Genomic DNA, 25842 nt, shown 5'->3' with positions numbered 1-25842 from the left:
CTGATGAGAATGGCACGGATAGCCGTTTTGCTGGATCGGCAGGCTGCGAAACGGCGCCACCGGTACGGAATCAATGTATTTGAAGCGTTCGTCGGCGAGGTGCTCGCGCATGCGGGCATTGCGTACGAATGGATCGATGGCGCGGAGGAGCTCACGCGGAGCAATCCGGACTTGCTGATCGTGGCGCTCGCAGAGGACGACCAGGCTTCGGCGGATGCGATCTGGGCTTATGCGGAGCGGGGAGGCACCGTCATCTCGTACGCCGGGCTGCGCGCGCTCGCGTCCCGAATGGGCTGCTACGAGCAATGGAGCATTCCGGTCGGGTATGCCAGCTGGCCGGGCGAGGAACGGCTGCGGTTTTTAAGCGCGACGCCCTGGGAGCAGGAGGAGGCCGGGGCATACCCCGCAGCAGGCGAAGGGGTGATCCGCAAGGAACGGCCGTCCGGATCGACGGCGGGGCCGGCGCTGCTTCGATTCACGGTCGGCGAGGGCGCGATCGAGCGATGGGCCGTCAATATTCCGCAAACGATCGTGCTTTTCCAGCAAGGGACGGGACCGGTACTGCAAGACGGTATTCCGGCGAGGGACGGTACGGGAGCCGTCGATGAAGGCATCCTGAAGGCCGACGACCGGTGCGGCATGGACTGGGAATGGGACCGGCTGCGCACGGAAACGGGAGCTCCCTACTTCGCTTACCCCTATGCGGATCTGTGGAAGGAGCGGCTGATCGGACATCTGTTGAAATGCGCGCGAGCGAAAGGACTGACCGTTCCGTTCCTCGGCTATTGGCCGGAAGGCGTGCCCGCCGTCGCCCTGATCTCCCATGACAGCGACCTGAATGTGGACGAAAGCGCGGAGACGACGCTCGACGTTCTGGAGGAATGCGGCATTCGTTCCACCTGGTGCATGATCGAGCCGGGATACAGCCCCTCTGTTTACGAGCGGGTGAAGCAGAAAGGGCATGAACTGGCCTTTCATTACAACGCGCTGGAAGCGCAACAGGGCAAATGGGACGCAAGCGAGTTCGGACGCCAGTTCGATTGGCTGAAGAAAGCGACGGGGAAGGCGGAGGTCGTCTCGAACAAAAACCACTATACCCGGTTTGAAGGCTGGGGCGAGCTGTTCGCTTGGTGCGAACAGAACGGGATTCAGGCCGATCAGACGAGAGGGCCGAGCAAGAAGGGGAACATCGGTTTTTTGTTCGGCACATGCCACCCGTATTTTCCGATCGCCTGGTTCGACGAAGCGAACCGGCTGTACGACGTGCTCGAAATCAGCTTTCTGACGCAAGATTTGGACCATGTGCATCTCTCCGATTCCAGCGTCATTGTCCCGTTCCTGGAGCAGGTCGCCAGAGTGGGCGGGGCGGCGCATTTTCTGTTCCACCAGATTCACATCCACGAGCAGCCTCGGGTGACGCGGGCGCTGCGAAAGGTGGTGGCCGAGGCGCGCAGCCGGGGGTTCCAATTTTGGACTTCGGAGCAAATCAATGCCTGGGAGCGGGCGCGCCGCAAGGTGAAAGTGACCGCTATCGGCTCCGACGGCAAGGTGACGGCGGAAGGAATCGATCATCTCAATAATATCGTAGTATATATTCCCCTGTCGGAGCCGGACGAAACGGACCGTACAGGCGCGGAGACCGAGATCCGTTACGGCGTCCCGTGCCGCAAGGTCGTGCTGAATCCCCTTCGTCAAGCGCCGGCAAGCGTAACGGAATGAGCGGACGGCTTCGGCCGTTCGCGGTTGCAGGCTATTTTTGTGCTAAGAGAAAAAGGCATCGCGGCATTATAATTGTAAGGTAATGTAACATTTATTTGGGACGCCAAGGATTGCATCAAGCGAACCGAAAAGCGTCCTTTCTTCACCGCTCCAAAGAAAACGCTGCCATCGTATGGACATCTAATAAAATAGACGTTGACGGTTAAAGAAACGGTATAATATAATACAGGTATGATACATATTATCATTTTTATTACGATTTTAATGTTATAATTTATTACGTATAACGTATTTAAGTGTGACGGGAGGTGAGGGTTTTTGACGGCAGATACGAACGGAATGCGGTGAAAACATGATCAAGGGAGGTCAATTTCCATGAAAACGAAGAACATAACGCTCATGGCGTTCGCCATTCTCGCTTTCGCGCTGATCGTCGGCGCCTGTTCGAAAGGCGGCAGCAATGACCCGGGCGACAATCCGGCCGGAGCGGATAACGGCTCGCAGCAGACGGAAACTTCGGACGGGGAGACGTCTTCCGAATCGGAGCTTCCCCGGCTGCAGCTGAAGTGGTTCGTCCCCGCCTCGCCGGACGCCATCCTGCCCGAAGGAGACATCGATTTTGTCGGGGCGGCGATCGAGCAAAAATTTAATGTCGATCTGAATATTCAGTACATGCCAAGCGGCGCCGACTATGACAACAAGCTTAACATGCTTATCGCTTCCGGCGATGTGCCGGATCTGTTCGTCTCAACCGGCATCAACTCCCAGAAGTATATCCTCGACGGCATTACCGCCGATATGACGCCTTACGTATCGCCGCAAACGATGCCCAACTATTTCAAGTGGGTCAGCGAGCTGGAGCTGCAGCGTTATGCCGTGGAAGGGAAATTCGAACGGGCGCCTTTAGTTTTTCCCCGGAACGTATACCGGTCCTACTATATCCGGCAGGATTGGCTGGACCGTCTGAATTTGCCCGTGCCTGCCAATTTTGAAGAAATGATGGATGTGATGCGCGCCTTCACGTTCGACGACCCGGACGGGAACAACCGGAACGACACGTACGGCATGTCGGCGATCGGAAACGGCGATTCCGTTTCCTATGACTTTCCGCATTGGATCGAGAACGGATTGGTCGGCGCATTCATGATTCGCGACAACAAGCTCGTCGACGTGCAGAGCGACCTCGCCGTCCAGCATGTCCTTCAGGGGATCAAGGATACGATGGCCGAAGGCATCGTCGATCCGGACTGGTTTCTGATGAAGGGGCAGGAGCATGTCGACAAGGCGGTCGGCGGCAAGGTCGGCATCATTGTCGGAGGGAGCAAGACGTTCGCTTTCGACAGCGATCCGCTCAGCCTGCAAAACAAGACGAAGGCGATTTTCCGGAAGCGAACTGGATGCCGTTCCATCCCTTTGCCGAAACGGGCACCTGGACGGAAAATTTGCCGGACGCGCCGTTTATGTTCGCCAAGGCGACGGCCGAGAGCAATCCGGAGAAGATCGAACGGATGGTGCAAATTCTGGATTGGATGGCGAGCGAGGAAGGGTTCCTGCTCATCAATTACGGACAGGAAGGCAAACATTATTCGCGCAGCGGCAATACGATCACCGTTACGCAGCAGCATGTCGAAGCGCTCCGGAGCGATGTGGTCGAGCAGGGGAATTTCCAGCAGGTATACCGTTTCTTCTATGTAAACAATCCGGAGCATGAGCCGCTCGGACTGGAACTGATCGACGAACGGATGACCGAGCGGGACCGCAAATTGTGGAGACGATTCAATCTTACAAGCTGCTGCCGTCGATCGGCACGAACGTCGCGCCGCCTCCAGGCTTCAATCTGGCGGATTTCCGCAAAAAATGAAAGAATACCAGGTCAAGGTGCTGTTCGATGAGCCGGATGCTTCGAACTGGCCCAAATATCACGAAGAGCTGATGAACAAGTACGGAGGCCAGGACATGATCGACGCCTATACGGAGCAGATCAAGGCCGCAGGCGTCATTAAGTAATCTTTCCTGCCGGTACGGAGGGGGGAACTTCCCTTCCGTATCGGCAGTTGCCGCAACAGAGAGGAGTGTGCGAATGAAGCGCAACGGCATAAACGGGCATGCACTGGCCGGTCCCGTCCCGCTCCGCATTCGGTTCGGAAAAGCGTTGTTCCGTTACCGGTGGTTTTATTTGATGATGGTGCCGGGGCTGCTCTACTACCTTATTTACCATTACGTTCCGATGGCCGGCTTGATGATCGCATTTAAAGATTACAATTTGAGCAAAGGCATATGGGGCAGCGAGTGGGTCGGGTTCAAACATTTCGAAACGATCTTCGGCTCGCCGGATTTTACAAGCTGATCCGCAACACGCTGGTCATCAGCGTCTATCGGATCGTCTTCAATATGTTGCCCGATGTGCTGCTTGCGCTGATGCTGAACGAGGTTCGCAAGATGTGGTTCAAGCGGATCATCCAGACGGTCACTTACGGCCCTTATTTTTGTCATGGGTTATCGTCTACGGTCTGGCGGTCGCCTTTCTGGCGCAGGATACCGGCATCGTCAATTATTATATCCGGGAGCTCGGCGGCGCGCCGGTCAACTTTTTGGCGGATAACGGCACATTCCGGTCGATTCTGATTTCAACCGATATTTGGAAAAATACGGGCTTCGGCGCCATCATTTATCTCGCTTCGCTGGCCACCATCAATCAGGAGCTTTACGAGGCGGCGGTCGTGGACGGGGCGGGCCGTTGGCGCCAGCTGTGGCATATTACGCTGCCGGGAATCCGGGACGTGTTCATCCTGCTCCTCATTTTGCGAATCGGCAGCATTTTGGATGCGGGATTCGAACAAGTGTACATTTTCCTGAACGCGCGCGTGTATGAGGTCGGGGACATTATCGACACCTGGGTGTTTCGGCGGGGGCTTGAACAATTGGAGTTCAGCGTCGCCATAGCGACGAATCTGTTCAAATCGGTCATCGGCTTTATTCTCGTCATCGGCGCGAACAAGCTTGCCAAAAAATTCGGCGGTTCCGGAATCTGGTAGGAGGCTGATCCCCCATGTCCCGCGTATTATACAAAACGAAAGCCGACCGGATCGCGGACGCCGCGATTTACACGCTGCTCGCGCTGTTCGGTTTGCTGACGCTGTTCCCGCTTTATTTCGTATTCGTGATGTCGATTACGCCGTATTCGGAGGTGCTCCGCAACGGAGGGTTCGTCATTTTCCCGTCCGCGTTTACATGGGAAGCGTTCGACGCCGTCTTCTCCAGCAAGACCGTTCCCCAGGCGTTGAAAGTGACCGTTACCGTCACGGTCGCGGGAACGTTTCTGAACTTGCTGGTGACGACGATGCTCGCCTACCCGCTGTCCAAAAATATGTTCCGGGGCGGAATGCGGTGCTGATGGCGATCGTGTTTACGATGCTGTTTTCCGGCGGACTGATCCCGCTGTATCTGGTCGTGAGGGCGACCGGCCTGATCAATACGATATGGGCTTTGATCATCCCCGGTCTGGTGTCCACATTTAATATGCTGATTATGAAAACGTATTTCGAAAATTTGCCGGCGGAGGTGGAGGAGGCCGCCAAGGTGGACGGCTGCGGCGACATCCAGACCTGGGTCAGAATCGTATTGCCGCTGTCGACGCCGATCATGGCGACGCTGGGCCTGTTTTACGGCGTAGGCCATTGGAACGCCTACTTCGCAGGCATTATGTACTTGAACGACAAGTCGCTGTATCCGATTCAGGTCGTCCTGCGGAACATGATCCAGACGCCCAACGTCAGCCAGGAGCTGGCCATCGCGAATCCGATGACGCTCGCCGCGCTGCCGCCGGAAACGATCAAAATGGCGACGGTAGTCGTCGCCATCATTCCTGTTCTGGTGATTTATCCGTTCTTGCAGCGTTATTTCGTCAAGGGGATGCTGCTCGGCGCGATCAAGGGATGAAGGGATGGCCCGTGCGGCCGGTTCAGGACCTGTCGCTCATCATCGCCAGCAGCCTGTCGGCGACTTCATCCGCCGATTCCAGGCCGGCCCAGAACAATTGCATCTCGCTCTCCATATCGTCGGCCAGGCTGAAGTCGCCGAACAATTCGTACAGAAAATAGCTGTGCTCGGTAATATCTTCGTTCATGTACAGCGACTGAAGCATGGACTTGTTCCATGTTTTCTCGTTGATCGGCCTTAGCGCCGACATGAATCCTGCCGCCTTGCCGAGCTTTTCCTGGATTTCGGGGGAAAGCGCCTTCTGCAGAAACCGGACGGCCAGCTCCGTTTCGTTGCTGGCGGAAGGGATCATCCAGACGTTTGCGATCAGCAGCGTGCCCATGCGCTCGCCAAAGGGAAGGGAGGCGACCTTCGATTCGAATCCGGGCATGACATTGTTCCATCCGGCCATTTCGATGGAAGTTGTCATGATCATCGCGGCCTTGCCTTTGACGTAAGCTTCGGAGTTCAGCATCGAGCGGGGCGACAAGGTGGCGACCCGGTAACGGTACAGCAAGTCGTGAATCAAGTTTAACGTTTTGACCAGAGGAGCTTTTCCGCTTGTCGCCTTGAAATCGGCGCCGTTCTGCAAGGCGATGACCGGCCACCGGCCGAGCGAAGACGACAGCGTCAGCCCGTACTGGTCGTCGATGCCATCGCCGTTCGTATCCATCGTCAGGCGCTTCGCGGCCTGAAGAAATTCCTCCGTCGTCCACAGCTCCGATGGCTCGGGCACCTGATGCTTGCGAAACAGCTGCGGATTGTAGGCCAGATATACGGGCGAGAAAGTGGCAATCGCCCCTTTCAGCTTGCCGTCCCGCAGGAACGGGGTTTTCAGACGCGGGTACAGCATCTCGTAGCTGTCGGCCAGATGCTCTTTCAAATCGATAAAATCGATGTCCGATCCGATTTCGTCAAAATGCCGGTCGGTCGTGAGCAGAATATCCGGCTGCAGCCCGAGATCCATGCTCGCTTGCACGGATTCCCAAAATTCGGCGGAGGAGAAGCCCAGACATTTCACTTCCACATTCGGATTCTCCCGCTCGAACTGCTCGATAATAATCGGCATGCAATGCTCGTAAAAATGGGATGGCGAGGTCGCGAATATGCGCAGCACCTTGTTTTTGGTGTTCGGTATGACCAGATCGGGCGAGACGATCGTTCCCTGGCCGACTTTTTTGACGATTAATCCTTCCTTCATCAGCTGGTCCAGCGATTTTCTGACCGACGTGCGGCTGATGCCGTAATGCCTGCACAAGTCGTTCTCGGACATGAGAAATTGCCCGGGCTTGATATAACCGGACAAAATTTGCTCCCGTAAAATATTGGCCAGCTTGGAATAGCGGAATTCGTTTTCTCTTTTCATAGGCTATACAATACTCCTTCTTATGCCTCGGGCTACATAGTATTTTAATGCAAGGTGAATATAAATACAAGTTCAATACAACGTAGAAGGGAAATATTTACTGCGGACGTTTGAAACAGGGTCTGGAAAAGTCGGCGGCGCGATTATATAATACAGGTATGATACCAATATCTTTCGTTGACCGATATCGATTATTTATTGGTTAAGAAGAGAGGGGCGATGATGTTTTGACCGCGATGGACAGCAAATTGGCGATAGACGGCGGTGCAGCGGCTCGGAGCAAGCCGCTGCCGCCTAATTACCCCGGCGCATCGGTGATCGGAGCGGAGGAGGCGGAGCGCGCGGCCCGGGTGCTTCAGGCGCAGTCTCCGTTCCGGTATTACGGCATCGACATGCAGCATGCGGTTCGGACGCTGGAGGAGATGATGAGCGCCGAACTCGGCATTCCTTATGCGCTCGGCGTCACCTCCTGCACGGCCGCCCTCGTCGTGGCGCTCAAGGCGCTCGGCATCGGCTACGGTGACAAAGTGATCGTCCCCGCCAATACGTTCCTCGCGACACCCGGCGCCGTCGTCGCAAGCCATGCCGTTCCGGTGTTCGCCGACGTCGACGACAGCCTGAATCTCGACCCGGACGATCTGGAGCGGGTGCTGGACGATGAAGTAAAGGCGATCATCGCCGTGCCGATACTCGGCAATCCTGTCGATATGGACCCGATCATGGCGTTTGCGAAGCGTCACGGCTTGCGGGTGATCGAAGATGTCGCGCAGTCGTGCGGCGCCACGTACAAAGGCCGCTATGCCGGCACGATCGGGGATATCGGCGTATTCAGCTTCCAGATGAACAAAATATTGACGGCCGGCGAAGGCGGAGCCGTCGTTACATCCGATCCGCTGCTGTTCGAACGGGCGGTTCGTTATCACGATCAAGGGCTGTTCCGGGAACAGGCCCGGTACGGCATCGCATCTCCGGAAGAGGAACACGCCTTCCTCGGGCAAAACTATCGAATGAGCGAATTAACCGGGGCTGTGCTGGTCGAGCAATGGAAGAAGCTCGGGGACATCGTCTCGCGGATGCGGGCGAATTGTGCGGCCATTCGCGAGGCCGTTGCGGCAGGGCTGCCCGGCCTGAAGTTTCGCCGGTCTGCCGATCCTGCGGGCGATATCGGTTCGAATCTCGGGATGGTGCTGCCTTCCGCCGCGCAGGCGGGCCGCTTTATCGAGGCGTTGAATGCGGAGAACATTACGGCGCATTTGCTGTACGGGGGGCGTCCGGTCTATATGATGCCGCAGCTGTTCCGGCAAAGAACGGCGGAGCGTTCCGGGTTTCCGTTCGATTACCCGTTCCGCCGTCCGGTCGTCTATCGGGAAGACATGTGTCCCCGCGCCGTCGACTTGATGGCGAGGACGGTCTATATGCCGGTCAGCCCGCTGCTTGACAGCCGGGATGCCGGGGAAATTGCGGACGGTATCGTCAAAGTGGGCCGATCGCTCGGGTTATAAGATGTTCGCGCCCGGCCCCGGCGTTCGGCTCTCTCCGCCGGCGCGCGCCGGGGCCTCTTGAATCTATTCCGACGAGCGCGGGGACCGGTCGGCGGAGCGGTTGTTTTCGAACGCTTCCGCCGCTGCTTCCGCGGAAAATTCCGTGTCGTTGCTATCCGGTACGGGCAGCTTGTTCAGCTTGGTCGTTTGCACTTCCGCTTTGGAAGGCTGTCGTTTCGATTTTGCCAATGTTGACACCTCCTTCCGTTCGCAAGATCGGGTTTAGTGTTTCTTGAACGGACCGAAATATGCTTCGACCTGCGGCCTGCTTCTGCGGCTCAGGGCAAGGAAGCATGAATAAGAAATGACGGCGAACTTCAGGCGCCCCGCTCGGCAGACAGGCCGGCGGGGCGCTTGCGTGTTTCCCGGTTTCCTTCGCGATCGCGATATAAAGAATGGACAATCCGCCGCAACAACGGATAGCGCCGAATGTTAAAAGCCGGCTGTCCGTCACGAAATCGGACGGTATCGAAAACGGGCGGCCGCTTATATAATCGGGGTGATAACCGATGGAAAGGGGATGAGATGATGATTCGAAAAGATGGATTTCGGAATTAGCAGTGTTGACAGCGTTTTCTTTGCTGCTCACTCCACTGCTGTCACTTCCGCCGGCGGCAGCGGCCGATGCGCCGTCTGCCGCAGCAGTACCTCCTGCAACTGCCCAGTCCGCCGCAGATACGGGCGCTGCAGACACAAGCGCTGAAGTATCACCTGCCGCAGACACGGGTGCCGCAGATTCGGGCGCCGTAGTCTCGCCCGCCTCCGACTCTGCCGCCGGCCCGGCCGCAGGAGCGATCGGCGCTGTCGCCGGTGAAGCGGGAGAAACGGCGGGCCTGCTGCGCAACGGCAGCTTCGAGGAGCTTGACGGCGAGCTGCCGCTAGACTGGAACCGCTATCTGTTCAGCGGTGCGCCGGTCGTGGAAACGGACGGGCAAAACGCGAAGGACGGCGATCGCGCATTGAAAATAAGCGCGGAAACGTCCGCCAGGTTGACGATGTACCAGGATATCGTCATTCCGAAAGAACAGAAAAACCGGATTTATCTGTTCAGCCAATGGATTCGGACGGACCGCTACAGCGGCGCCGGCGTATACAACCGCATGTTTCTGATCAACGGCAGCGGTACACGGCAAGGTCCGTTGATCGAATTGAAAATTGCAGGGCACCGCGGAGTGGACGCTCGTACAAGGGTCGATCTTCGTCCCTGACGACGATCAGATCGCCGGCATCAAGATCGAAAACTTTTCGATACCGGCACCGGCACGGCCTGGTTCGACGGCGCCGCGCTCGTTCCGCTCGAGCCGGGAGCGGACGGCGAACTTGTCATCAACGGCGGCTTCGAAGCGACGGATTCGAACGGCTCGATTCTGAACTGGTCGACGTGGATCGCTTCAGGTAAACCGACGGTAACTGCGGATACGTACCGTGTTTATGCGGGACAAGCCTCCCTGAAAATCGCGGCCCCGGAGACAGGCAGAGCGGCGGTTTTTCAGACCGTTCCGCTCAAGCCTGAGCAGCTCGGCCAAACGTTCAAAATCGGGCTGTGGATCCGGACGGAAGCCGTCACCGGCGGAGCGGTCACCCGTCTGCAATATAATAATAGCGGCGGGCAGCGGGTCGGCGCTCTCGAATATTTGGATATGGTGAGGGAGACGGCCGACTGGACGAGGGTAGAGAAAACGATCCGCGTTCCCGACGATCCGTCGATTGTTTCCGTCAAGATCGAAAACTTTTGGAAACGGGTACCGGTACGGCCTGGTTTGACGAGGTCAGCTTAGTCCCATGGTATCCGCTGGAGGGATTGGAACTGAGCGCCGAGCAATACGAAATGAATGCCGGGGATACCGCCACCTTTGACGTTCGCTTCATTCCGGAACACGCATCGGTGCGCGAAGTCGTATGGACGAGCTCGAATCCGTCCGTCGCTTCCGTTCAAAACGGCGACGTGACGGCGTTAAGCGACGGCATCGCGGTTATTACCGTCTCGACGCCGGACGAAGCATTATCGGCGTCCTGCATCGTGATCGTCGGCAATGCCGCTGGCATCCGGGTATCGGACGACGAGAAGGAAACGGATGAGAACGAATATGTCAGTGGCCGTATCGATGCGCAGTCCGATTACGGCCGCGAGCTCGCGTACCGAATCGGAATCGGCGGCCGCAACGGTCTCGTCCATGTGGAACCGGACGGGTTCTGGACCTATTTCCCGAACGAAGGTTTTACCGGAACCGATTCGTTCATCGTTGTCGTCGAGGACGGTATGGGGTCGTACGGACTGTCCAAGACGACGATCCGGGTGAATGCCGTCAATCACCCGCCGGTGGCGGAAGACGATATTCAGCCGACAGATTATAATACGCCGGTATCCGCCACCTTTAAGGCGCAGGATCAGGACGGCGACCCGTTGACGTTCGCGGCGGAAACGCAGCCGGCGCACGGCACGCTGACCTTGAACGCCGACGGCCGGTGGACGTATGCGCCGGAGACGGACTATGTCGGGGCGGACGCGTTTACGTTCACGGCGACGGACCCGGAAGGGGGGACCGATTCGGCCGTCGTCCGCTTGTATACCGCGCCTTCCGCCGAACATATTGTCCGGGAAATAAAAACCCGGCATCCGGATCGCCGGCATCCGCGGCTGCTGGCTACGGCGGACGACTTTGCGCGCATCCGCGAGCTGGTCGTAACCGACGAGCGCGCGGCGGGCTGGTTCGATTCCGTCAAGCGTGAGGCCGACTCCATCCTGCCGCTGCCGCCTGTCGCGTACAACAAGCCCGACGGCTTGCGTCTCGATGCGACGTCATCAAGAAGGGCGGCGACGCTCGCTTTCGTTTATCAAATCACGCAGGACGAACGGTATGCCGAGAGGGCCTGGGTCGAACTGGAATTTATATCGTCCGACGCTTACCCCGACTGGAGCCCGCAGCATTATCTCGATACAGCGACGATGACGCACGGTGTCGCGCTCGCTTACGATTGGCTGTACGATACGCTGAACGAACAGCAGCGGGAAACCGTCCGCACGGCGATTGCGGACAAAGGGCTGCGCCCCGCCGTGCCGATGTATCTGGATAAAACGTACTGGTGGGTGTATAACCGCGACAACTGGAATTTCGTCTGCAACGCCGGGATGGCGCTCGGAGCGTTGGCGATTGCGGACGAAGAGGAGGAGCTCGCCGGCCTCATTTTGCGCGAGGCGTTCAAATCGATCCAGTACGGATTGCCGCAATACGCGCCGGACGGCTCGGCGATCGAGGGACCGGGGTACTGGGAATACGGAACGATCTATCTCGTTTATTTCCTGAACGCGCTGGAGACGGCGGCCGGCCACGATTACGGCTTCTCGCAGCGGGAGGGGCTGTACGAAACGGCCCGCTTTCCGATCTATATCGCCGGGCCGCGCGGCACGTTCAATTATTCGGACAACGATGCCGGTCTCGTTCCCGGCCGTCTGCTCCTGTGGTTCGCGGACCGGTTCGACCAACCGGCGTATACCTGGTACCATCAATTCGCCGTGAACAACAACGGCATCGCCGGCCTGTACGATCTGCTCTGGTACCGGCCGGAGACGTACGGCGCGTTCGCTCCCGATCAGCCGGATCAATACTTCGACCGGCCGAAGGCGGTGACGATGCGCAGTCATTGGAACGACAGCCATGCGCTGTTCGTCGGGTTCAAAGGAGGCGTGAACGGGGCGCCGCACGGCGACCTCGATACGGGCTCGTTCGTCTTCGACGCGCTTGGCGTGCGCTGGGCCGAAGATCTGGGCAAAGAGGATTATAATTTGCCCGGTTATTGGGAAATGGGCGAAAACGGAAAACGATGGGAGTATTACCGCAAACGGGCCGAAGGTCATAATACGCTCGTCATCAATCCTTCTTCCGGCCCGGACCAGAAGGCGGAGGCGGTATCGGACATCGTGCGCAAGCAGTTCGATCTTCCGCAAGGGTCGTTCGCGATCGCGGATATGACGCCCGCCTATCGGAACGATGCGGCGTCGGTGCAAAGGGGAGTGGCGCTGATCGACCATCGCCGGCAGCTGATCGTGCAGGACGAGATCGAAATGAAGGCGCCTTCGGAATTGTACTGGTTTATGCATACGCGGGCCGACATTCAAATCGGCGAGTCGGGACGCACGGCGGTATTGCGGCAGGGCAACAAACGGCTGTGGGTGCAAATCTTGACGCCCGGCGAAGCTCGCTTCACCGTCATGCCGGCCGAGCCGCTTGCGTCGTCGCCGCAGCCTTCCGGGCAGACGCCCAATCTCGGCGTAAAAAATTGACGATCCATATGGACGATATGCTGCGCGGCACGATCAGCGTCTGGATGGTTCCGCTCATGCCGGGCGAGCCGCTGCCGCAGCAGGCGCCGGCGCCGTTGCCGCTCGCGCAGTGGGCGGTAGCCGGAGGCGAGCTGGCCCGGCTCGGCAGCATTGCGCTGGACGGCGAGCCGCTTGCGGCGTTCGAACCGGACCGCTACGGGTACGAGGTTGAAGTTCCGGCCGATAAAGCGGCGCCGCCTGTCGTCACGGCGGCCGCGGCGGAAGACGGGCTGCTCGTGAATGTCCGGCAAGCGGAGTCGATTCCCGGCACGGCGCGGATCGAAGTGTCCGACCCGGCGGAGATGAAAGCTGCCGCCGTCTACTACGTATCGTTCGCCCATCCGCCGCAGTACGGCTTGCCGGAAGACCGGCCCGTCTGGCCGGTGGCGGCGGTTGCGGCCAGCGGCCATGACGGCAATGTGCCGGAAAATACGATTGACAGCAACATGGGCACCAGATGGTCGGCATACGGCGAGCAGTGGATAAAGTACGATCTCGGCGAAGTGCGGGACGTATCCGCGCTCAGCTTGGCGTGGTACAGCGGCAATACGAGATTCAGCTTTTTCAATATCGAGGTGTCCGTCGACGGGGAGCAGTGGGAACGGGTATACGACGGCATCAGCTCGGGCCGGACGACGGAGCATGAGCTGTATCCGTTCGCCCGGGTTCCGGCCCGATACGTGCGCGTCAACGGCTTCGGCAACAATCTGAACTTGTGGAACAGCATCGCGGAGACGGCCGTTTACGGTCCGAAATACGAAATCGAGCGGGCTGTCATCGGCTACGACCGGGAGGAGATCAAGCGCAAGGATCGGGTGCCGCTGGAGGCGCAAGCCTACTTGAATTCCGGCGAGCCGATCGACATGTCGCAGGTGGAAGTCCGTTACGCTACGACTGACCCGAAAATCGCCGACGTCAAGGACGGCGTGCTGGTGACGCAAAAGACCGGAACCGCGGAAATATGGGCGGAAATGACGTATCGCAACAAGACGGTGCGCTCCAATGTGCTGGTGGTCGAGGTGGTGAAGAAGAACGGCAACGGACCGAAGCCGAAGAAGTAATCGCATAGGCAAGCGAATAGGTTTTCTAAATGATGGGTCGAAAGACTTATATAGACTTATAACGGACCGGGACAATTCCCGGTTCTCTTTTTTTGCGGCAGATTGGCCGAGGCATGCGGACCTCCTCGTCTTTAAATTGTCCGAAAGATGACTTTAATTCGGATTCGAGTACAATGGCATTACACGAAAGGCGACATCGCGAACAAGGAAGGGATAGGCAAATGGACGAATCGAACGTACTGAACATCGGCATTATCGGAACGGATACTTCCCACAGCGTTGCGTTTGCGGAGCTGCTGAACGACCGGAATCATGCCTGGCATCTGCCGGGCGGACGGATTGTCGCCGCCTATAAAGGCGGGTCACCCGACTTCGAGCTGAGCATATCCCGGGTAGAAGGCTTTGCCGCGCGGCTGCAAAACGAATTCGGCGTGCGGATTCTCACCGAGCCGGAGCAAGTGGCGGAAAGCTGCGACGCCATCTTGCTGCTGGCCGCCGACGGGCGCGCGCACCGCAGCCTGTTCGGGCGGATCGCGCCGTTCGGCAAGCCGGTATTCATCGACAAGCCGCTGGCGACGAATACGGAAGATGCGAAGGCGATCGCGGCGCTGGCCGAGCGGTACGGCGTCCCGGTCATGACGGCTTCGGCGCTGCGGTTCGCCGAGGCGCTGCGGGAGAAGCTGGACGACGAGCGGGACGGCGAGATAACCGGCGCCGATTGCTGCGGCCCGATCATCATCGAGCCGACGCAGGGCGGCTATTTCTGGTATGGCATTCATGCGGCGGAAATGCTGTTTGCCGCGCTGGGCCCGGGCTGCGACCGCGTCACCGCTTTCAGCGCCGGCGATCAGGAGATGATCGTCGGCGTATGGAAGGATGGCCGAATCGGCACCGTCCGCGGCAGCAGCGCAAGCTATCATCCTTTCTCGGCCGTCATTCACCGCGAGCGCAATAGCGCTTTCGCCGAGTTGAGCGCGGGCGCGAAGCCGTTCTACGCGAGTCTGCTGGAGCGGGTGTTCGGCCTGTTCCAGACGGGCGTGCCGGCGGTGCCGATGACGCACTCGGTCGAAGTGATCCGCTTCCTCGAAGCGGCGAATGAAAGCCGGGCTTCCGGATCGGCCGTCGCGCTGTAATACGGCCGGCTCGAAAGCGTGCCGGGCGTCATCGCCGGTTCGCGCGGACCGGCTCCGCAGCGGCTCACGGGCTCATACAACTTGACACGTCTTGTAAAATCCAATATGATTCTGCTGACCGAGAGGAGGATGGAGCCGAGTATGCCAAAAATCCGGAAGCAGCATGTCCATGAGCTGGTTGCCCAAGAAATTCAAAATTTTATCCGGGAGCATCGTTTGAAGGAAGGAGACAGGCTGCCTTCCGTGGCGGAGATGACCGAATTGTTCGGCGTCGGACGTTCCTCGTTGAGGGAAGCGCTCCGCTACCTGGAGGCGATTGGGATCGTGCGGGTGGAGAACGGCAAGGGCGTCTTCGTGCGCGATGCCATCGACGCTTTCCGGTTCAGCGGCACGATCAGGGTCGAGCATGAACGGCGGTATTTGCTCGCCGCTCTCGATGTCCGGCGCGCATTGGAGGGCAAGGCGGTCGAACTGGCAGCAAAGCGCATTACGCCGGGACAGGTGAAAGAGATCGAGCAATGCCTGAAAGAATACAAGAGGCTGAAAGAGAACGGCAAGGATACGTCGAAGATCGATTTCATGTTTCATATGCTCGTCATCAAGGCGGCCGGCAATCCGGTGCTGGAAAGCGTGCTGACCTCGGTCTCCGGGATGTACGAACGGTTTTTCAACGAACCGCTCGGCGAGAAGCGGTTGTTTGACGAAACGTACCCGTATCACTTTACGATGTTCGAAGGAATAGCCGCCCATGACGTCGATCGGGCGATGACCGAATTTCACAAACTGATGGACAGCGTGGAAAGTCTGATTCGCAAATATACGCCGGAATAATCGCAAAAGGCCGACAACAAAACGGTTGACACATGGCCGTAGTCCCTTCTATAATCTACCTATCAGACAGCATGATAGTTAGATAGTGTGAAAGGAAGGCAGCAAGACACCGATTGGAGGAGGCCGAATTGACTATGAAGAGAGAATGGTTGACAAAGGGGAAAGGTCTGCTTGTCGCCGCTTCGCTATTGGCCGGTCTGTTGGCAGGGTGCGGCGGTAACGAAGGGGGAACGGGCGGCGGCTCGGGCGACGGATCGTCCTCAGGCGGAAGCGGGGACGAGCAAATCAAGCTGCGCGTGGTCGAAAGCCTGACAAGCCCGAATCGTACGGCTCTCATTCAGAAAATGCTGGACGATTTCCAGGCGGAAAATCCGAACATCAAGGTGGAGCTGATTTCGCCGCCGTTCGATCAGGCGGACAATAAAATCCGCCAAATGCTGTCCGCCAAAGAGGATGTCGACGTACTGGAGGTCAGGGATCTGACCGTCGCCGAATTTGTAAACAACGGGTATATCGAGCCGCTGGACAGCTTTACGTCGGGCTGGAGCGAGTTCGATACGCTGAGCAACGTTTCCAAGTCGGTCGGGATGATCAAGGACAAGCTTTATTTCATACCGAACGGACTGTATCAACGGCAATTGTTCTATCGTAAAGATTGGCTGGACGAGAAAGGGCTGAAAGTACCGACGACGTACGAGGAGCTGTATGAGATCGGCAAGCAGCTGACGGACCCCGCAAACAACCGGTTCGGCTTCTCCTTCCGTGGCGGCCCGGGCTCGCAAGGCGTAACCGATGCGATGGTACTGGCCTATAACGGCGATAAGGTCAACCTGGAGGACGCCCAATTTTTGAAAGACGGCTCGACGATCTACTCTTCGCCGGAAGCCAAGCAGGCGATGGAGCTCTATTTGAAAATCTATAAAGAAACGTCGCCGCCGGATTCGATCAACTGGGGATTCCAGGAGCAAGTGCAAGCCTTTACATCCGGTGTAACCGCATTCTTGCTGCAGGACCCCGACGTCATTCAAGTGTTGACGGAGAAGATGGAAGAGGGGACATGGGCGACCGCTCCGATGCCTCTCGGACCGAGCGGGAAAGCGCTGATCGCCGCAGGCGGCGCAGGCTGGGGTATCGCCGCTCATTCCGAGCATAAGGAAGCGGCCTGGAAGTTGATCGAGTTCCTGTCTTCGGAGCCGCGGAATACGCAGTTCTCGAAAGATTTCGGCATGGTGCCGATCCACTCCACGGCGGCGGAAGACGAATATTTCCAGAGCGGACCGTACAAGACGCTGCTCGAGATGACCGACAAGCCGGATATCTTCCTGAACTACAAGCCGCCGTATCAATACCCGGGTACGGGCCAATGGAGCCAGGTCAGCATGGAAAGCCAGCAGGCGATGCTGATGAACGCGAAGACGATCGACGAAATGTTGGCCGATTGGAGCGCTTATTGGGAAGAAGAAAAGGCGAAAATGAACAAGTGATGAATGATCGGATGGGTGCCCGCGGCGCCCATCGTCATTTCTTTTCGGAGGCGATGCAGGGTGAACAATCGGCGCATATTCATAATCGGCAGCTTGCTTCCGGCGCTTCTGCTGGTGCTCGTTTTTACGTATTATCCGTTTTTCCGGGGCGTCGTCATGGCGTTCCAGAATGTGCAAATTTTCGACATGCGCAATATCGAGTTCGTCGGCCTTCAAAACTTCGAGAAGGCTTTCAACGATCCGAAATTTATGTCCGCGCTGAAGAACAGCGCCTTATGGGTATTTTTCTCGCTCGTCTGCCAGTTCGTGATCGGCCTAACGCTCGCGCTGCTGCTACGCAAGCCGTTCCGGGGACGGGGCGTTTATCAGGGTTTCGTATTCTACTCCTGGGCGCTGTCCGGTTTTCTGATCGGCCTGATCTGGAAATGGATGTTCAATTCCCAGATCGGCGTAATCAACGATCTTCTTCTTAGGATCGGCCTGATCGAAGAGCGGATCGGCTTTCTGTCCGATCCGAAGTGGGCGATGTTCTCGGTCATCGTAGCGAATATATGGTATGGCATTGCCTTCTTTGCCATCATGCTGCTGGCCGCGCTGCAGTCGGTGCCTGCCGATCTGTACGAAGCGGCCGATATCGACGGCGCGGGAGGCGTGCGCAAGCTGCTGAACGTGACGCTGCCGTATATTATGCCGACGATCATTGCGACCACGCTGTTGCGCGCGATCTGGATTTTTAACGATCCGACGATTATTTACGGTTTGACGAACGGCGGGCCTGCCGGCCGTACGCATATTTTGTCCTCTTTCATGCTGGACAAATTATATACGGCGGCGATTACAGCGGGGCGGCGGCTGTCGGCGTCATTATGATCGCCATTTTGCTGCTTTATACGATTTTTTACCTGACGGTAACGAAAGCCGAGAAAGTGGGGGATTTTTAACAGATGAAGCGCTTCGTTCTTCCCGCTTTCAAAATCGTGTTTCTCGCGTGTTTTTGGTCGTGATGGTATTTCCGCTTTATTGGATCACCATTACGTCGCTCAAGCCGCAAAAAGACATTTTTACCTATCCGATCCGGTACTGGCCTGAACGCATCTCTTTTGAAAATTACGAGAGCATTTTTCGGATATCCAAGTTTCACATTTATATCGGCAACAGTCTCATGATTTCGATTGTGGCGTCCCTTATCGTGATCGTCATTGCGGTATTCAGCGCTTATGTCATGGCGCGCTACCGGTTCCGCGGGCATGGGCAAATTATGCTCGGCTTTTTTGCGACGCAGATGCTGCCCGGGTTTATTTCGCTTAGCTCGCTTTATATGATGATGTCCAGCATGAATCTGATCAACAACCGGTTTTCGCTCATTCTGATGTACACGGTCATTATGATCCCGTTCTCCACCATTTTGCTCAGAGGCTTTTTTCAGCGCATCCCTTCGAGCCTGGAGGAAGCGGCCATGATGGACGGCTGTTCCCGAATTTCGGCGCTGTTCCGGGTCATTATACCGGTTATGCTGCCGGGAATCGCCTCCACCTTTATTTTCGCGTTCGTCCAAAACTGGAACGAGCTGTTCTTGGCGGTCATGTTCATTGACGACGAGCCGCTCAAGACGCTGCCGGTGGCGATGAACTCGTTCGTGCAGAAGTTTGACGTGGACTGGGGCGCCATGTCGGCGGGCACGGTATTGTCCGTCATTCCGACGGTCGTGCTGTTTGCCGTGGCTCAGCGATTTATCGTAGAAGGACTTACACAAGGAGCGGAGAAAGGATGACAAGTCACAACAGGAAAAGCGGCGGCGTGAACGATGCGCCGGAACCGGAGTCGGCCTATACGAAGATCGCCTACGATCCGCTGGATACCCGGCATTACGGCGCGGTTTCGATGCCCGTCTACCAGAACAGCCTGTTCGCCTTCGAGAGCTATGCCCAATTCGAGCAGGCGATTCAGGACGAGAACGGGCAGTTTCACGTCTATTCGCGAGGCAACAATCCGACCGTCGAATATTTGGAACGAAAGCTGGCCGAGCTGGAAGGCGGGGAGCGGGCAAAATGCTTCGGCTCCGGCATGGCGGCCATATCGGCGGCCGTCTTGTCGGTCGTCGGGCAGGGCGATCACATTTTATGCTCGAACCAGGCGTACGGCCCGGCCCGGGAGTTTATGGGCAATTATTTGAAGCGGTTCGGCGTCGAGACGACGTTCGTGGACGGCTCCTCGCTGGAAGCATGGAAGGCGGAAGCCCGCCCGAATACGAAGCTGCTCTATCTGGAAAGCCCGACGTCGCTGCAGTTCGAGCTACAGGATTTGGCGGCGGTCGGCGCCTTCGCCAGAAGCATCGGCGCGGTGACGATTATCGACAACACCTGGGCGACGCCCGTCTATCAGCAGCCGCTCCGGCTCGGCATCGATCTCGTCGTTCACTCGATTACGAAATATATTTCCGGGCACAGCGATTGCGTCGGCGGCGTCGTCATCGGCCCGAATCGGCTGATGGAAAGCTTGATCCGCTCGGAATATATGCTGCTCGGCGGCATTATGACCGCCCAGACGGCGGCGACGGTGATGCGCGGGCTGCGCACGCTTCCGCTGCGGATGGAGCGGCATCAGAGCAGCGGGTTGAAGGTGGCCCGCCACCTGAGCGGCCGCCCTTACGTCCGCCAGGTGAATCATCCCGGCCTGCCGGAGCATCCGCAGCATGAGCTGGCGCTGCGGCAGATGAGCGGTTTCGGCAGCCTGTTCTCCATCCAATCCGACGAGCCGCTGGACAAGCTGAAAGAATGGGCGACGCGGCTGCGCTACTTCAAGATCGGGGTCAGCTGGGGAGGATTCGAAAGCCTCGTTACCGTTCACCGGCTGCCGGTCCGGTCCGGCGAGATGCGGAATTTCGTGCGCTTCTTCGTCGGCCTCGAAAATCCCGATGACCTGATCCGCGATCTGGACGACGCGTGGGCATCGCTGCAGGATGAATAGCCGTTTTCCGGTTACACAGCACAGGCTCTTGTCCGAGTGAAGGACAAGAGCCTGCTTGCGTTACGGGTTACGGGACGAGCTTGTTCAACACGTTCATCATATTTCGGTAATCGCTGGAGGCGGTCAGCCTGGCGATATATTGATTCCAATCGTCCAGCGACGCCTGGCCCAGGATGACCTTAAGCTTGTACAGCTCCAGTTTGCTGTTGATCTCGGCGAACTGGCCGGATCGCCACAACGCTTCCGCCTGCGGAAGCGTCTGCCCTTCGTAAGACGTCCGACGCCACGTCTGCACGGCCGTACGATACGTCTCCTTCTGCTCGTTCGACAGGCTGTCCAGGCCGTCGATGACGTTCGTGAGATCGGGCCGGCCGAACAGATAGCCTGCCGCCGCCCGGTCGTCCATCCCGAAACCGGGCATCCGCTCCCATTCCCCGGATTCGGCCATCGCGAATCCGCGGTCCAGCCATTCCAGCAGCTTATGCGGATCGTTCTTTGACATGGAACTGATGATGTACATATCATGACTTGTATTCCACGGAGAGACCGGCTTGCCGGAAACGCCGGCCTTCAAATCGGATAACGGCGTCCAGTCGGCATCGCCGGCGGACAGGGCTCCGGCTTCCGCGACGGTGACGGCGGCGATGCCGGCGGTATGGGCGGACAGCCGCTGCGCGAACTGCGATTTGTTCAGGACGGGAAATTCGGGGTCGATCAATCCGTCGGCATAGGCGCGCGCGAGCCAGGCGAGCGCCTCGGTCTCTTCCGGGCTTACCGCGTGGTCGACCACTTGTCCGTCCTTGACGGAAAATCGGGTCGGGCTGCCGGTAAAGACGTGCTCGACCCAGGCCAGCCCGCCCAAGCCGGCCCTGTCCGCATATCCCGCCAGACCGTATGTATCGTGCTTGCCGTTGCCGTCCGGGTCCGTCTCGGCAAATCGCTTCATCACTTCGTACAGCTCGTCCATCGTCTTCGGCTGCGCAAGGCCGAGCGCGTTCAGCCAGTCCTGGCGGACGGCGGGGAAGGCGGCGTCATGCGGGTCGGCCGGCTTCGGGATGCCGTACAGCTTGCCGTTAATCCATCTTCCGCTCTCCGCGAGCTTCTGCAGACGGGGAAACGCCTTGATCTTATCCGTCAAGTCGATCGCGATAGCCGGCAGCAGCTCGTCCTGGTAGCCTTCATGGTCCTGCAGCAGCATAATGTCCTGGAGATCGCCCGCGGCAATCATCAGGTTCGTCTTATCGCGGTAGTGCTCCGACGGAATAAGCTGAATTTCCGCATTCACCTTCGCGTTTTCCTTCATGTACGCCAACAGCTTGTCCGGCGCGACGCTGGCGTCGCCGTCCGCTCTTGTGCTTACTCTTATGCGGGGCAGGGCATGAGGATCGCGGACGACGACGATGCGTTTGGCCGAATCCCAGGAGACGGTCATGCCGCTCGCCACGGCGGCGATCCGGAGCGGAATGAACACCGTATTCTGTTCGATATAAGGCGCTGCCGGCAAACCGGAAACTTTGCGGCTGTTCAAAATCGCTTCCCGCAGACCGACCTGAAACACGAGCTCGGAACCGGATTTGTGAACCGCTTTCAAAATTTGCTTGTCCGCATCCCATTCGACCTGATAGCCGAACCCTTCCAGCAGCGCTTGCCCCGGCACCATCGTCGTGCCGTCGATTACGCGCGGCGGATGAGGGAACGAAACAGGCGTATCCGGAAACGCGACGCGAATGCCGGCATATGCGGACGTTGTCTCTGACAGCGTCGGATCGTCCCCGGGACCCGGAGGCGTAGCGGCTCCCGCGGGAGCGGCGGCGATCGCCGCGGCGGCAACGGCGGACGCGATTGCGGTCTTTACAGACTTCTTCATACCGATCTCCTTTCGTCCATGTCATATTTTCATTGTACAAAAGATTCCGAATTATGGGAACAATCAATCGGCACGCGCCGGCCGGTTAAGGTAAAATAAAGATGAAGCGATACGAACCATTCAAGGAGGTTGTCGTGTTATGAACTCGTTTCAATTGTACAATCCGACCCGTCTTCTGTTCGGCAAAGGGACGGTCAGCCAGCTCGGCGAGCACGTCAAGCCATACGGAAAACGGATATTGCTCGTGTACGGAGGCGGCAGCATCAAGCGCTCCGGGCTGTACGACGAGGTGATCGCGCAGCTGAACGGAATCGGGGCGGAGGTGTTCGAGCTTCCGGGAGTCGAACCGAATCCGCGATTGGCGACCGTACATAAAGGGATTGAACGGTGCCGCCGGGAGAAGGTGGACTTTATTTTGGCCGTCGGGGGCGGCAGTGTCATCGACGCCGCCAAAGCGATTGCGGCCGGCGTTCCTTACGAGGGCGACGTATGGGATTTCTGTGTGCGCAAAGCGGTCATCCAGGAGGCGCTGCCGCTCGGAACGGTGCTGACGCTGGCGGCGACGGGCTCGGAGATGAACGGCAACGCGGTCATTTCCGATTGGGAGAAGAAACTGAAACGGGGAATGGGAAGCAAGCTGATCTACCCGAAATTTTCGATTCTCGATCCTCAGCTGACGTTTACGGTCCCGCGCGATCAAACGGTGAACGGCATCGTCGACATGATGTCGTATGTATTCGAGCAATATTTTTCGCTGACGACCGATACGCCGTTGCAGGAAAGGTTCGCGGAATCGATTCTGCAGACGGTGATCGAGAACGGGGAGCTGGCGCTTAAGGACGGCACGAATTACGCGGCGCGCGCCAATTTGATGCTGTGCGGCACATATGCGCTGAACGGCACGCTGCCGATCGGGGTCGAAACCGATTGGGCGACGCATGCGATCGAACATGAAGTAAGCGCGATTTACGATATTGCGCACGGGGCCGGTCTCGCGATCATTTTCCCGAACTGGATGAAATATGTGTACAAGGAGCGGGTCGACCGCTTCGTACAGTACGCGGTCCGGGTCTGGAATGTCGACCCGCGCGGCAAAAGCGACGACGAAGTGGCGCTCGCCGGCATCGAGGCGACCCGCGCCTATTTCACGCGCATCGGGGCGCCCGCCACGCTCGGGCAGCTCGGCATCGGCGGCGAGATGCTGGACCGGATGGCGGAGGAAGCGGTTCGTTTCGGTCCGATCGGCAATTTCAAGAAGCTGGAGAAGGACGACGTAAGAACGATTCTGGAGATGTGTCTGTAAGATGAGAAGCGAGCGGGAAATGCTTGACACGATTGTCGGCTTCGCACGGGAGGACGAGCGGATACGGGCGGTTATCATGAACGGCTCCCGCGCCAATCCGGATGCGCCGCGCGACCTCTTTCAAGATTACGATATCGTCTATGCCGTGACAGACGTCGGCGCATTCGTCCGCGACCGGAGCTGGATCGGCCGCTTCGGCGAAGTGCTGATCATGCAGACGCCGGACGACTCGCAGCTGTTTCCGCCGTCCGAAGATCGGAATCGTTTCGCTTATTTGATGCTGTTTCAGGACGGCAACCGGATCGATCTGACGTTTTATCCCGCGGACCGGCTCCGCGAGATGGCGCCGGACAGCTTGAGCCTGCTGCTGCTGGACAAGGACGGGGCCGTAGGGGAATTGCCGCCCCCGAGCAATCGCGATTATTTGCCGAAGCCGCCGACAGCCGGACAATTCGCCGATTGCTGCAACGAGTTTTGGTGGGTCGCGACCTATGTCGCCAAAGGGTTGTGGAGAGGCGAGCTTTCCTACGCCAAATATCATGCCGACGGTCCGGTCCGGGACATGCTCCATCTTATGCTTAACTGGCATATCGGCGTACGAACGGGCTTTACGGCCGATCCCGGCAAGCTCGGCAAATATTATAAGCGGCTTCTGGAGCCGGAGCGGTGGAAGGCTTTCACTGCCACGTATGCGGATGCCGACGAGGAGAAGATGTGGCGGGCTCTGTTTGCGATGTGCGATCTGTTCCGCAATACGTCGCAGGCTGTCGCGAGCCATTTCGGGTACCGCTATCCGGCCGAGGAGGACGAAAACGTCACGGGTTATTTGCGGCGCGTCAAGGCGATGCCCCGAAGCTCCTGACCGCCGTTTCAGACGATTGGAGCTGCAAGAAACCGCTGTATGATCAATCCTGATTATGGATACGCTATGAGCGACAATAACCGAATATTAGCAGAAGGAGCTCAGAAGCGATGGAAAAACAGGATGTCAAGCATGTGCTGCAATATTTGCAATCGGAAATTAGCCGGATCGAAACGATGGCCGGCACCTTGTCCGGCGTGGAGCGGGAGCATTTTCAGCGGCTGACGAACTTCGATCAGCGGGAGCTCGTGGACATTGCGGTCGAAGAGCAGAGCGCCTCCCGCCAACTCGGCGCGATTCAGCAGATGTGCCAGAACATGTCCCGGCAAATCGACGGCATGCTTCGCAACACGGAGCGGGGAGCCGACCATGAAATTCATTGAGCGCATCGTCCGTTCCGTTGCCGATGTGGCGGTGGATCAAGCGCTTACGCGCGTCATCAAGGACCATTATGTGGAAAATATAGCGGCCATGATCCCGGCCGGGCGCAAAATCGGCATGCCGAACTTAACGGAAATTTTATTACGGTCGGAGACTGGCACGCCGGTGCCGCGTCCGCTCGGCAGCTACATCCATTTCTCGCCATGGGAGAGCGTGCTGTTCAACCCGGTTCATCTGTTCCGGATGCCGACGCCGGAGCAAATCGGCATTCAAACGTCCGTCACGATCGGACCGCGGGCGAGAAAACCGCTGACAGTCTCCATTCCGATCATGATCGCGGCGATGTCGTTCGGCGGAGCGCTTAGCAAAAACGCCAAGCTCGCGCTGGCCAAAGCCGCCACGGCGGTCGGCACGGCGACCAATTCCGGCGAGGCGGGTCTGATGAAAGAGGAGCGGGAAGCGGCCCGCCTCTTTATCGGCCAGTACAATCGCGGGGGCTGGATGAATACGCCGGACAAATACATGCAGCTCGACGCGATTGAAATTCAATTGGGCCAAGGGGCGCAAGGCTCGACTTCCCAGCGTACGACGGTCAAAAATATCGGCGAGGATTACCGGGAGGTGTTCGGCCTGAAGGAAGGCGAGCCCGCGGTCATCCATTCCAGACTGCCGGGGGTCGATTCCGCGGACGACTTCATCCGTCTGGTCAAACGGCTGCGGCACGAAACCGGCGTGCCTGTCGGTCTGAAAATCGCCGCCACGCATCATTTGGAGAAGGAGCTGCGGATCGCCCTGGAAGCGGGCGTCGATTTCATCACGTTGGACGGCGCGGAAGGCGGTACGCATGGCGGGGCGCCGACGCTGCAGGACGATGTCGGGCTGCCGACGATGTTCGCGGTCACCCGCGCCGCGCAGTTTCTCGCCCGCAACGGCGAGACCGGCAAAGTGAGCCTGATCGCGGCCGGCGGGCTTATCACGCCGGGCAGCATGCTGAAGGCGATGGCATTGGGCGCGGACGCCGTCTATAT

The 25842-nt window shown here is 58.2% G+C and carries 25 protein-coding genes; 22 read left to right on the top strand and 3 right to left on the bottom strand.

Annotated features, from left to right (window positions below; genetic code table 11):
• Positions 1-3: 3 nt before the first annotated feature.
• From PACILC2_RS08580 to PACILC2_RS26605, 7 genes are all read left to right on the top strand, one after another.
• Positions 4-1719, top strand: coding sequence for a polysaccharide deacetylase family protein (locus PACILC2_RS08580; RefSeq protein WP_213528553.1), 1716 nt, complete (start codon positions 4-6; stop codon positions 1717-1719).
• A gap of 375 nt (positions 1720-2094) precedes the next feature.
• Positions 2095-3414, top strand: coding sequence for an extracellular solute-binding protein (locus PACILC2_RS08575; RefSeq protein ID WP_213528552.1), 1320 nt, complete (start codon positions 2095-2097; stop codon positions 3412-3414).
• Positions 3415-3576: 162 nt separating this feature from the next.
• Positions 3577-3726: a hypothetical protein gene (locus PACILC2_RS08570; RefSeq protein ID WP_213528551.1), complete on the top strand. Its 150-nt coding sequence runs from the start codon at positions 3577-3579 to the stop codon at positions 3724-3726.
• Positions 3727-3799: 73 nt separating this feature from the next.
• The gene (locus PACILC2_RS28535; RefSeq protein ID WP_307860460.1) at positions 3800-4066 is read left to right on the top strand and encodes a hypothetical protein; all 267 of its coding nucleotides are present in this window, start codon (positions 3800-3802) and stop codon (positions 4064-4066) included.
• A 94-nt stretch (positions 4067-4160) separates the two neighbouring features.
• Complete coding sequence (locus PACILC2_RS28530) at positions 4161-4754, top strand: ABC transporter permease subunit (RefSeq protein ID WP_307860459.1); 594 nt, start codon at positions 4161-4163, stop codon at positions 4752-4754.
• 14 nt (positions 4755-4768) lie between these two features.
• Positions 4769-5113 carry an ABC transporter permease family protein gene (locus PACILC2_RS26610; protein WP_244863366.1) on the top strand — a complete coding sequence of 115 codons (345 nt, stop codon included), beginning with the start codon at positions 4769-4771 and terminating at the stop codon, positions 5111-5113.
• Positions 5113-5658, top strand: a complete 546-nt coding sequence (locus tag PACILC2_RS26605) for a carbohydrate ABC transporter permease (protein WP_244863369.1) — start codon at positions 5113-5115, stop codon at positions 5656-5658. The genes PACILC2_RS26610 and PACILC2_RS26605 overlap by 1 nt, the downstream gene beginning before the upstream one ends.
• Before the next feature lie 22 nt (positions 5659-5680).
• Here the strand turns inward: PACILC2_RS26605 and PACILC2_RS08555 are convergent, their stop codons facing one another.
• Positions 5681-7063, bottom strand: a complete 1383-nt coding sequence (locus PACILC2_RS08555; RefSeq protein WP_213528550.1) for an extracellular solute-binding protein — start codon at positions 7061-7063, stop codon at positions 5681-5683.
• A 236-nt stretch (positions 7064-7299) separates the two neighbouring features.
• Here PACILC2_RS08555 and PACILC2_RS08550 point away from each other — a divergent pair, with 236 nt between their 5' ends.
• Entirely contained in the window at positions 7300-8565 is a 1266-nt protein-coding gene (locus tag PACILC2_RS08550) for a DegT/DnrJ/EryC1/StrS family aminotransferase (protein WP_213528549.1), read from the top strand.
• A 63-nt stretch (positions 8566-8628) separates the two neighbouring features.
• On the opposite strand, the gene PACILC2_RS08545 is transcribed toward PACILC2_RS08550, so the two are convergent.
• Positions 8629-8793: a hypothetical protein gene (locus tag PACILC2_RS08545; RefSeq protein WP_162492428.1), complete on the bottom strand. Its 165-nt coding sequence runs from the start codon at positions 8791-8793 to the stop codon at positions 8629-8631.
• 374 nt (positions 8794-9167) lie between these two features.
• Here PACILC2_RS08545 and PACILC2_RS08540 point away from each other — a divergent pair, with 374 nt between their 5' ends.
• From PACILC2_RS08540 to PACILC2_RS08495, 10 genes are all read left to right on the top strand, one after another.
• The gene (locus PACILC2_RS08540) at positions 9168-9812 is read left to right on the top strand and encodes a hypothetical protein (RefSeq protein WP_213528548.1); all 645 of its coding nucleotides are present in this window, start codon (positions 9168-9170) and stop codon (positions 9810-9812) included.
• Positions 9813-9929: 117 nt separating this feature from the next.
• Positions 9930-10382, top strand: a complete 453-nt coding sequence (locus PACILC2_RS29270) for a carbohydrate binding domain-containing protein (RefSeq protein ID WP_213528560.1) — start codon at positions 9930-9932, stop codon at positions 10380-10382.
• On the top strand, positions 10337-12886 hold the full coding sequence (locus PACILC2_RS08530; protein ID WP_213528547.1) for an Ig-like domain-containing protein: 2550 nt from the start codon (positions 10337-10339) through the stop codon (positions 12884-12886). Before PACILC2_RS29270 ends, PACILC2_RS08530 begins: the two co-directional genes overlap by 46 nt.
• A complete protein-coding gene (locus tag PACILC2_RS08525) occupies positions 12883-13986 on the top strand; it encodes a discoidin domain-containing protein (protein ID WP_213528546.1) in 1104 nt (367 codons plus the stop codon). The genes PACILC2_RS08530 and PACILC2_RS08525 overlap by 4 nt, the downstream gene beginning before the upstream one ends.
• Positions 13987-14207: 221 nt before the next feature.
• A complete protein-coding gene (locus tag PACILC2_RS08520) occupies positions 14208-15119 on the top strand; it encodes a Gfo/Idh/MocA family protein (protein WP_213528545.1) in 912 nt (303 codons plus the stop codon).
• A 141-nt stretch (positions 15120-15260) separates the two neighbouring features.
• Entirely contained in the window at positions 15261-15950 is a 690-nt protein-coding gene (locus PACILC2_RS08515; RefSeq protein WP_062492116.1) for a FadR/GntR family transcriptional regulator, read from the top strand.
• 134 nt (positions 15951-16084) lie between these two features.
• Positions 16085-17434, top strand: a complete 1350-nt coding sequence (locus PACILC2_RS08510) for an ABC transporter substrate-binding protein (protein WP_062492118.1) — start codon at positions 16085-16087, stop codon at positions 17432-17434.
• 60 nt (positions 17435-17494) lie between these two features.
• Positions 17495-18304, top strand: coding sequence for a carbohydrate ABC transporter permease (locus PACILC2_RS08505; protein WP_244863365.1), 810 nt, complete (start codon positions 17495-17497; stop codon positions 18302-18304).
• 133 nt (positions 18305-18437) lie between these two features.
• Positions 18438-19205, top strand: coding sequence for a carbohydrate ABC transporter permease (locus PACILC2_RS08500; protein ID WP_213528559.1), 768 nt, complete (start codon positions 18438-18440; stop codon positions 19203-19205).
• Positions 19202-20401: a trans-sulfuration enzyme family protein gene (locus PACILC2_RS08495; protein ID WP_213528544.1), complete on the top strand. Its 1200-nt coding sequence runs from the start codon at positions 19202-19204 to the stop codon at positions 20399-20401. Before PACILC2_RS08500 ends, PACILC2_RS08495 begins: the two co-directional genes overlap by 4 nt.
• A gap of 67 nt (positions 20402-20468) precedes the next feature.
• Here the strand turns inward: PACILC2_RS08495 and PACILC2_RS08490 are convergent, their stop codons facing one another.
• A complete protein-coding gene (locus PACILC2_RS08490) occupies positions 20469-22268 on the bottom strand; it encodes an extracellular solute-binding protein (RefSeq protein WP_213528543.1) in 1800 nt (599 codons plus the stop codon).
• 139 nt (positions 22269-22407) lie between these two features.
• On the opposite strand from PACILC2_RS08490, the gene PACILC2_RS08485 reads away from it, so the two are divergent.
• The 4 genes from PACILC2_RS08485 to PACILC2_RS08470 form a co-directional block, all read left to right on the top strand.
• Complete coding sequence (locus PACILC2_RS08485) at positions 22408-23571, top strand: iron-containing alcohol dehydrogenase (RefSeq protein WP_213528542.1); 1164 nt, start codon at positions 22408-22410, stop codon at positions 23569-23571.
• 1 nt (position 23572) lies between these two features.
• A complete protein-coding gene (locus PACILC2_RS08480) occupies positions 23573-24433 on the top strand; it encodes an aminoglycoside 6-adenylyltransferase (RefSeq protein ID WP_213528541.1) in 861 nt (286 codons plus the stop codon).
• A gap of 110 nt (positions 24434-24543) precedes the next feature.
• Complete coding sequence (locus tag PACILC2_RS08475; protein ID WP_213528540.1) at positions 24544-24816, top strand: hypothetical protein; 273 nt, start codon at positions 24544-24546, stop codon at positions 24814-24816.
• Positions 24803-25842: FMN-binding glutamate synthase family protein (locus tag PACILC2_RS08470; RefSeq protein ID WP_213528539.1), on the top strand; the 1040-nt coding region annotated here is incomplete at its 3' end. The genes PACILC2_RS08475 and PACILC2_RS08470, both read left to right, overlap by 14 nt.

Source organism: Paenibacillus cisolokensis (assembly GCF_018403665.1).
GTDB classification, from domain to species: Bacteria; Bacillota; Bacilli; order Paenibacillales; family Paenibacillaceae; genus Paenibacillus_AH; species Paenibacillus_AH cisolokensis.
This window is presented reverse-complemented; position numbering and strand designations above follow the sequence as displayed.

Coding starts and splice junctions, on each gene's coding strand:
- PACILC2_RS08580 (WP_213528553.1), top strand. CDS start 4: ATGAGAATGGCACGGATAGCCGTTTTGCTGGATCGGCAGGCTGCGAAA.
- PACILC2_RS08575 (WP_213528552.1), top strand. CDS start 2,095: ATGAAAACGAAGAACATAACGCTCATGGCGTTCGCCATTCTCGCTTTC.
- PACILC2_RS08570 (WP_213528551.1), top strand. CDS start 3,577: ATGAAAGAATACCAGGTCAAGGTGCTGTTCGATGAGCCGGATGCTTCG.
- PACILC2_RS28535 (WP_307860460.1), top strand. CDS start 3,800: ATGAAGCGCAACGGCATAAACGGGCATGCACTGGCCGGTCCCGTCCCG.
- PACILC2_RS26610 (WP_244863366.1), top strand. CDS start 4,769: ATGTCCCGCGTATTATACAAAACGAAAGCCGACCGGATCGCGGACGCC.
- PACILC2_RS26605 (WP_244863369.1), top strand. CDS start 5,113: ATGGCGATCGTGTTTACGATGCTGTTTTCCGGCGGACTGATCCCGCTG.
- PACILC2_RS08555 (WP_213528550.1), bottom strand. CDS start 7,063: ATGAAAAGAGAAAACGAATTCCGCTATTCCAAGCTGGCCAATATTTTA.
- PACILC2_RS08550 (WP_213528549.1), top strand. CDS start 7,300: ATGGACAGCAAATTGGCGATAGACGGCGGTGCAGCGGCTCGGAGCAAG.
- PACILC2_RS08520 (WP_213528545.1), top strand. CDS start 14,208: ATGGACGAATCGAACGTACTGAACATCGGCATTATCGGAACGGATACT.
- PACILC2_RS08515 (WP_062492116.1), top strand. CDS start 15,261: ATGCCAAAAATCCGGAAGCAGCATGTCCATGAGCTGGTTGCCCAAGAA.
- PACILC2_RS08510 (WP_062492118.1), top strand. CDS start 16,085: ATGAAGAGAGAATGGTTGACAAAGGGGAAAGGTCTGCTTGTCGCCGCT.
- PACILC2_RS08500 (WP_213528559.1), top strand. CDS start 18,438: ATGGTATTTCCGCTTTATTGGATCACCATTACGTCGCTCAAGCCGCAA.
- PACILC2_RS08495 (WP_213528544.1), top strand. CDS start 19,202: ATGACAAGTCACAACAGGAAAAGCGGCGGCGTGAACGATGCGCCGGAA.
- PACILC2_RS08490 (WP_213528543.1), bottom strand. CDS start 22,268: ATGAAGAAGTCTGTAAAGACCGCAATCGCGTCCGCCGTTGCCGCCGCG.
- PACILC2_RS08485 (WP_213528542.1), top strand. CDS start 22,408: ATGAACTCGTTTCAATTGTACAATCCGACCCGTCTTCTGTTCGGCAAA.
- PACILC2_RS08480 (WP_213528541.1), top strand. CDS start 23,573: ATGAGAAGCGAGCGGGAAATGCTTGACACGATTGTCGGCTTCGCACGG.
- PACILC2_RS08475 (WP_213528540.1), top strand. CDS start 24,544: ATGGAAAAACAGGATGTCAAGCATGTGCTGCAATATTTGCAATCGGAA.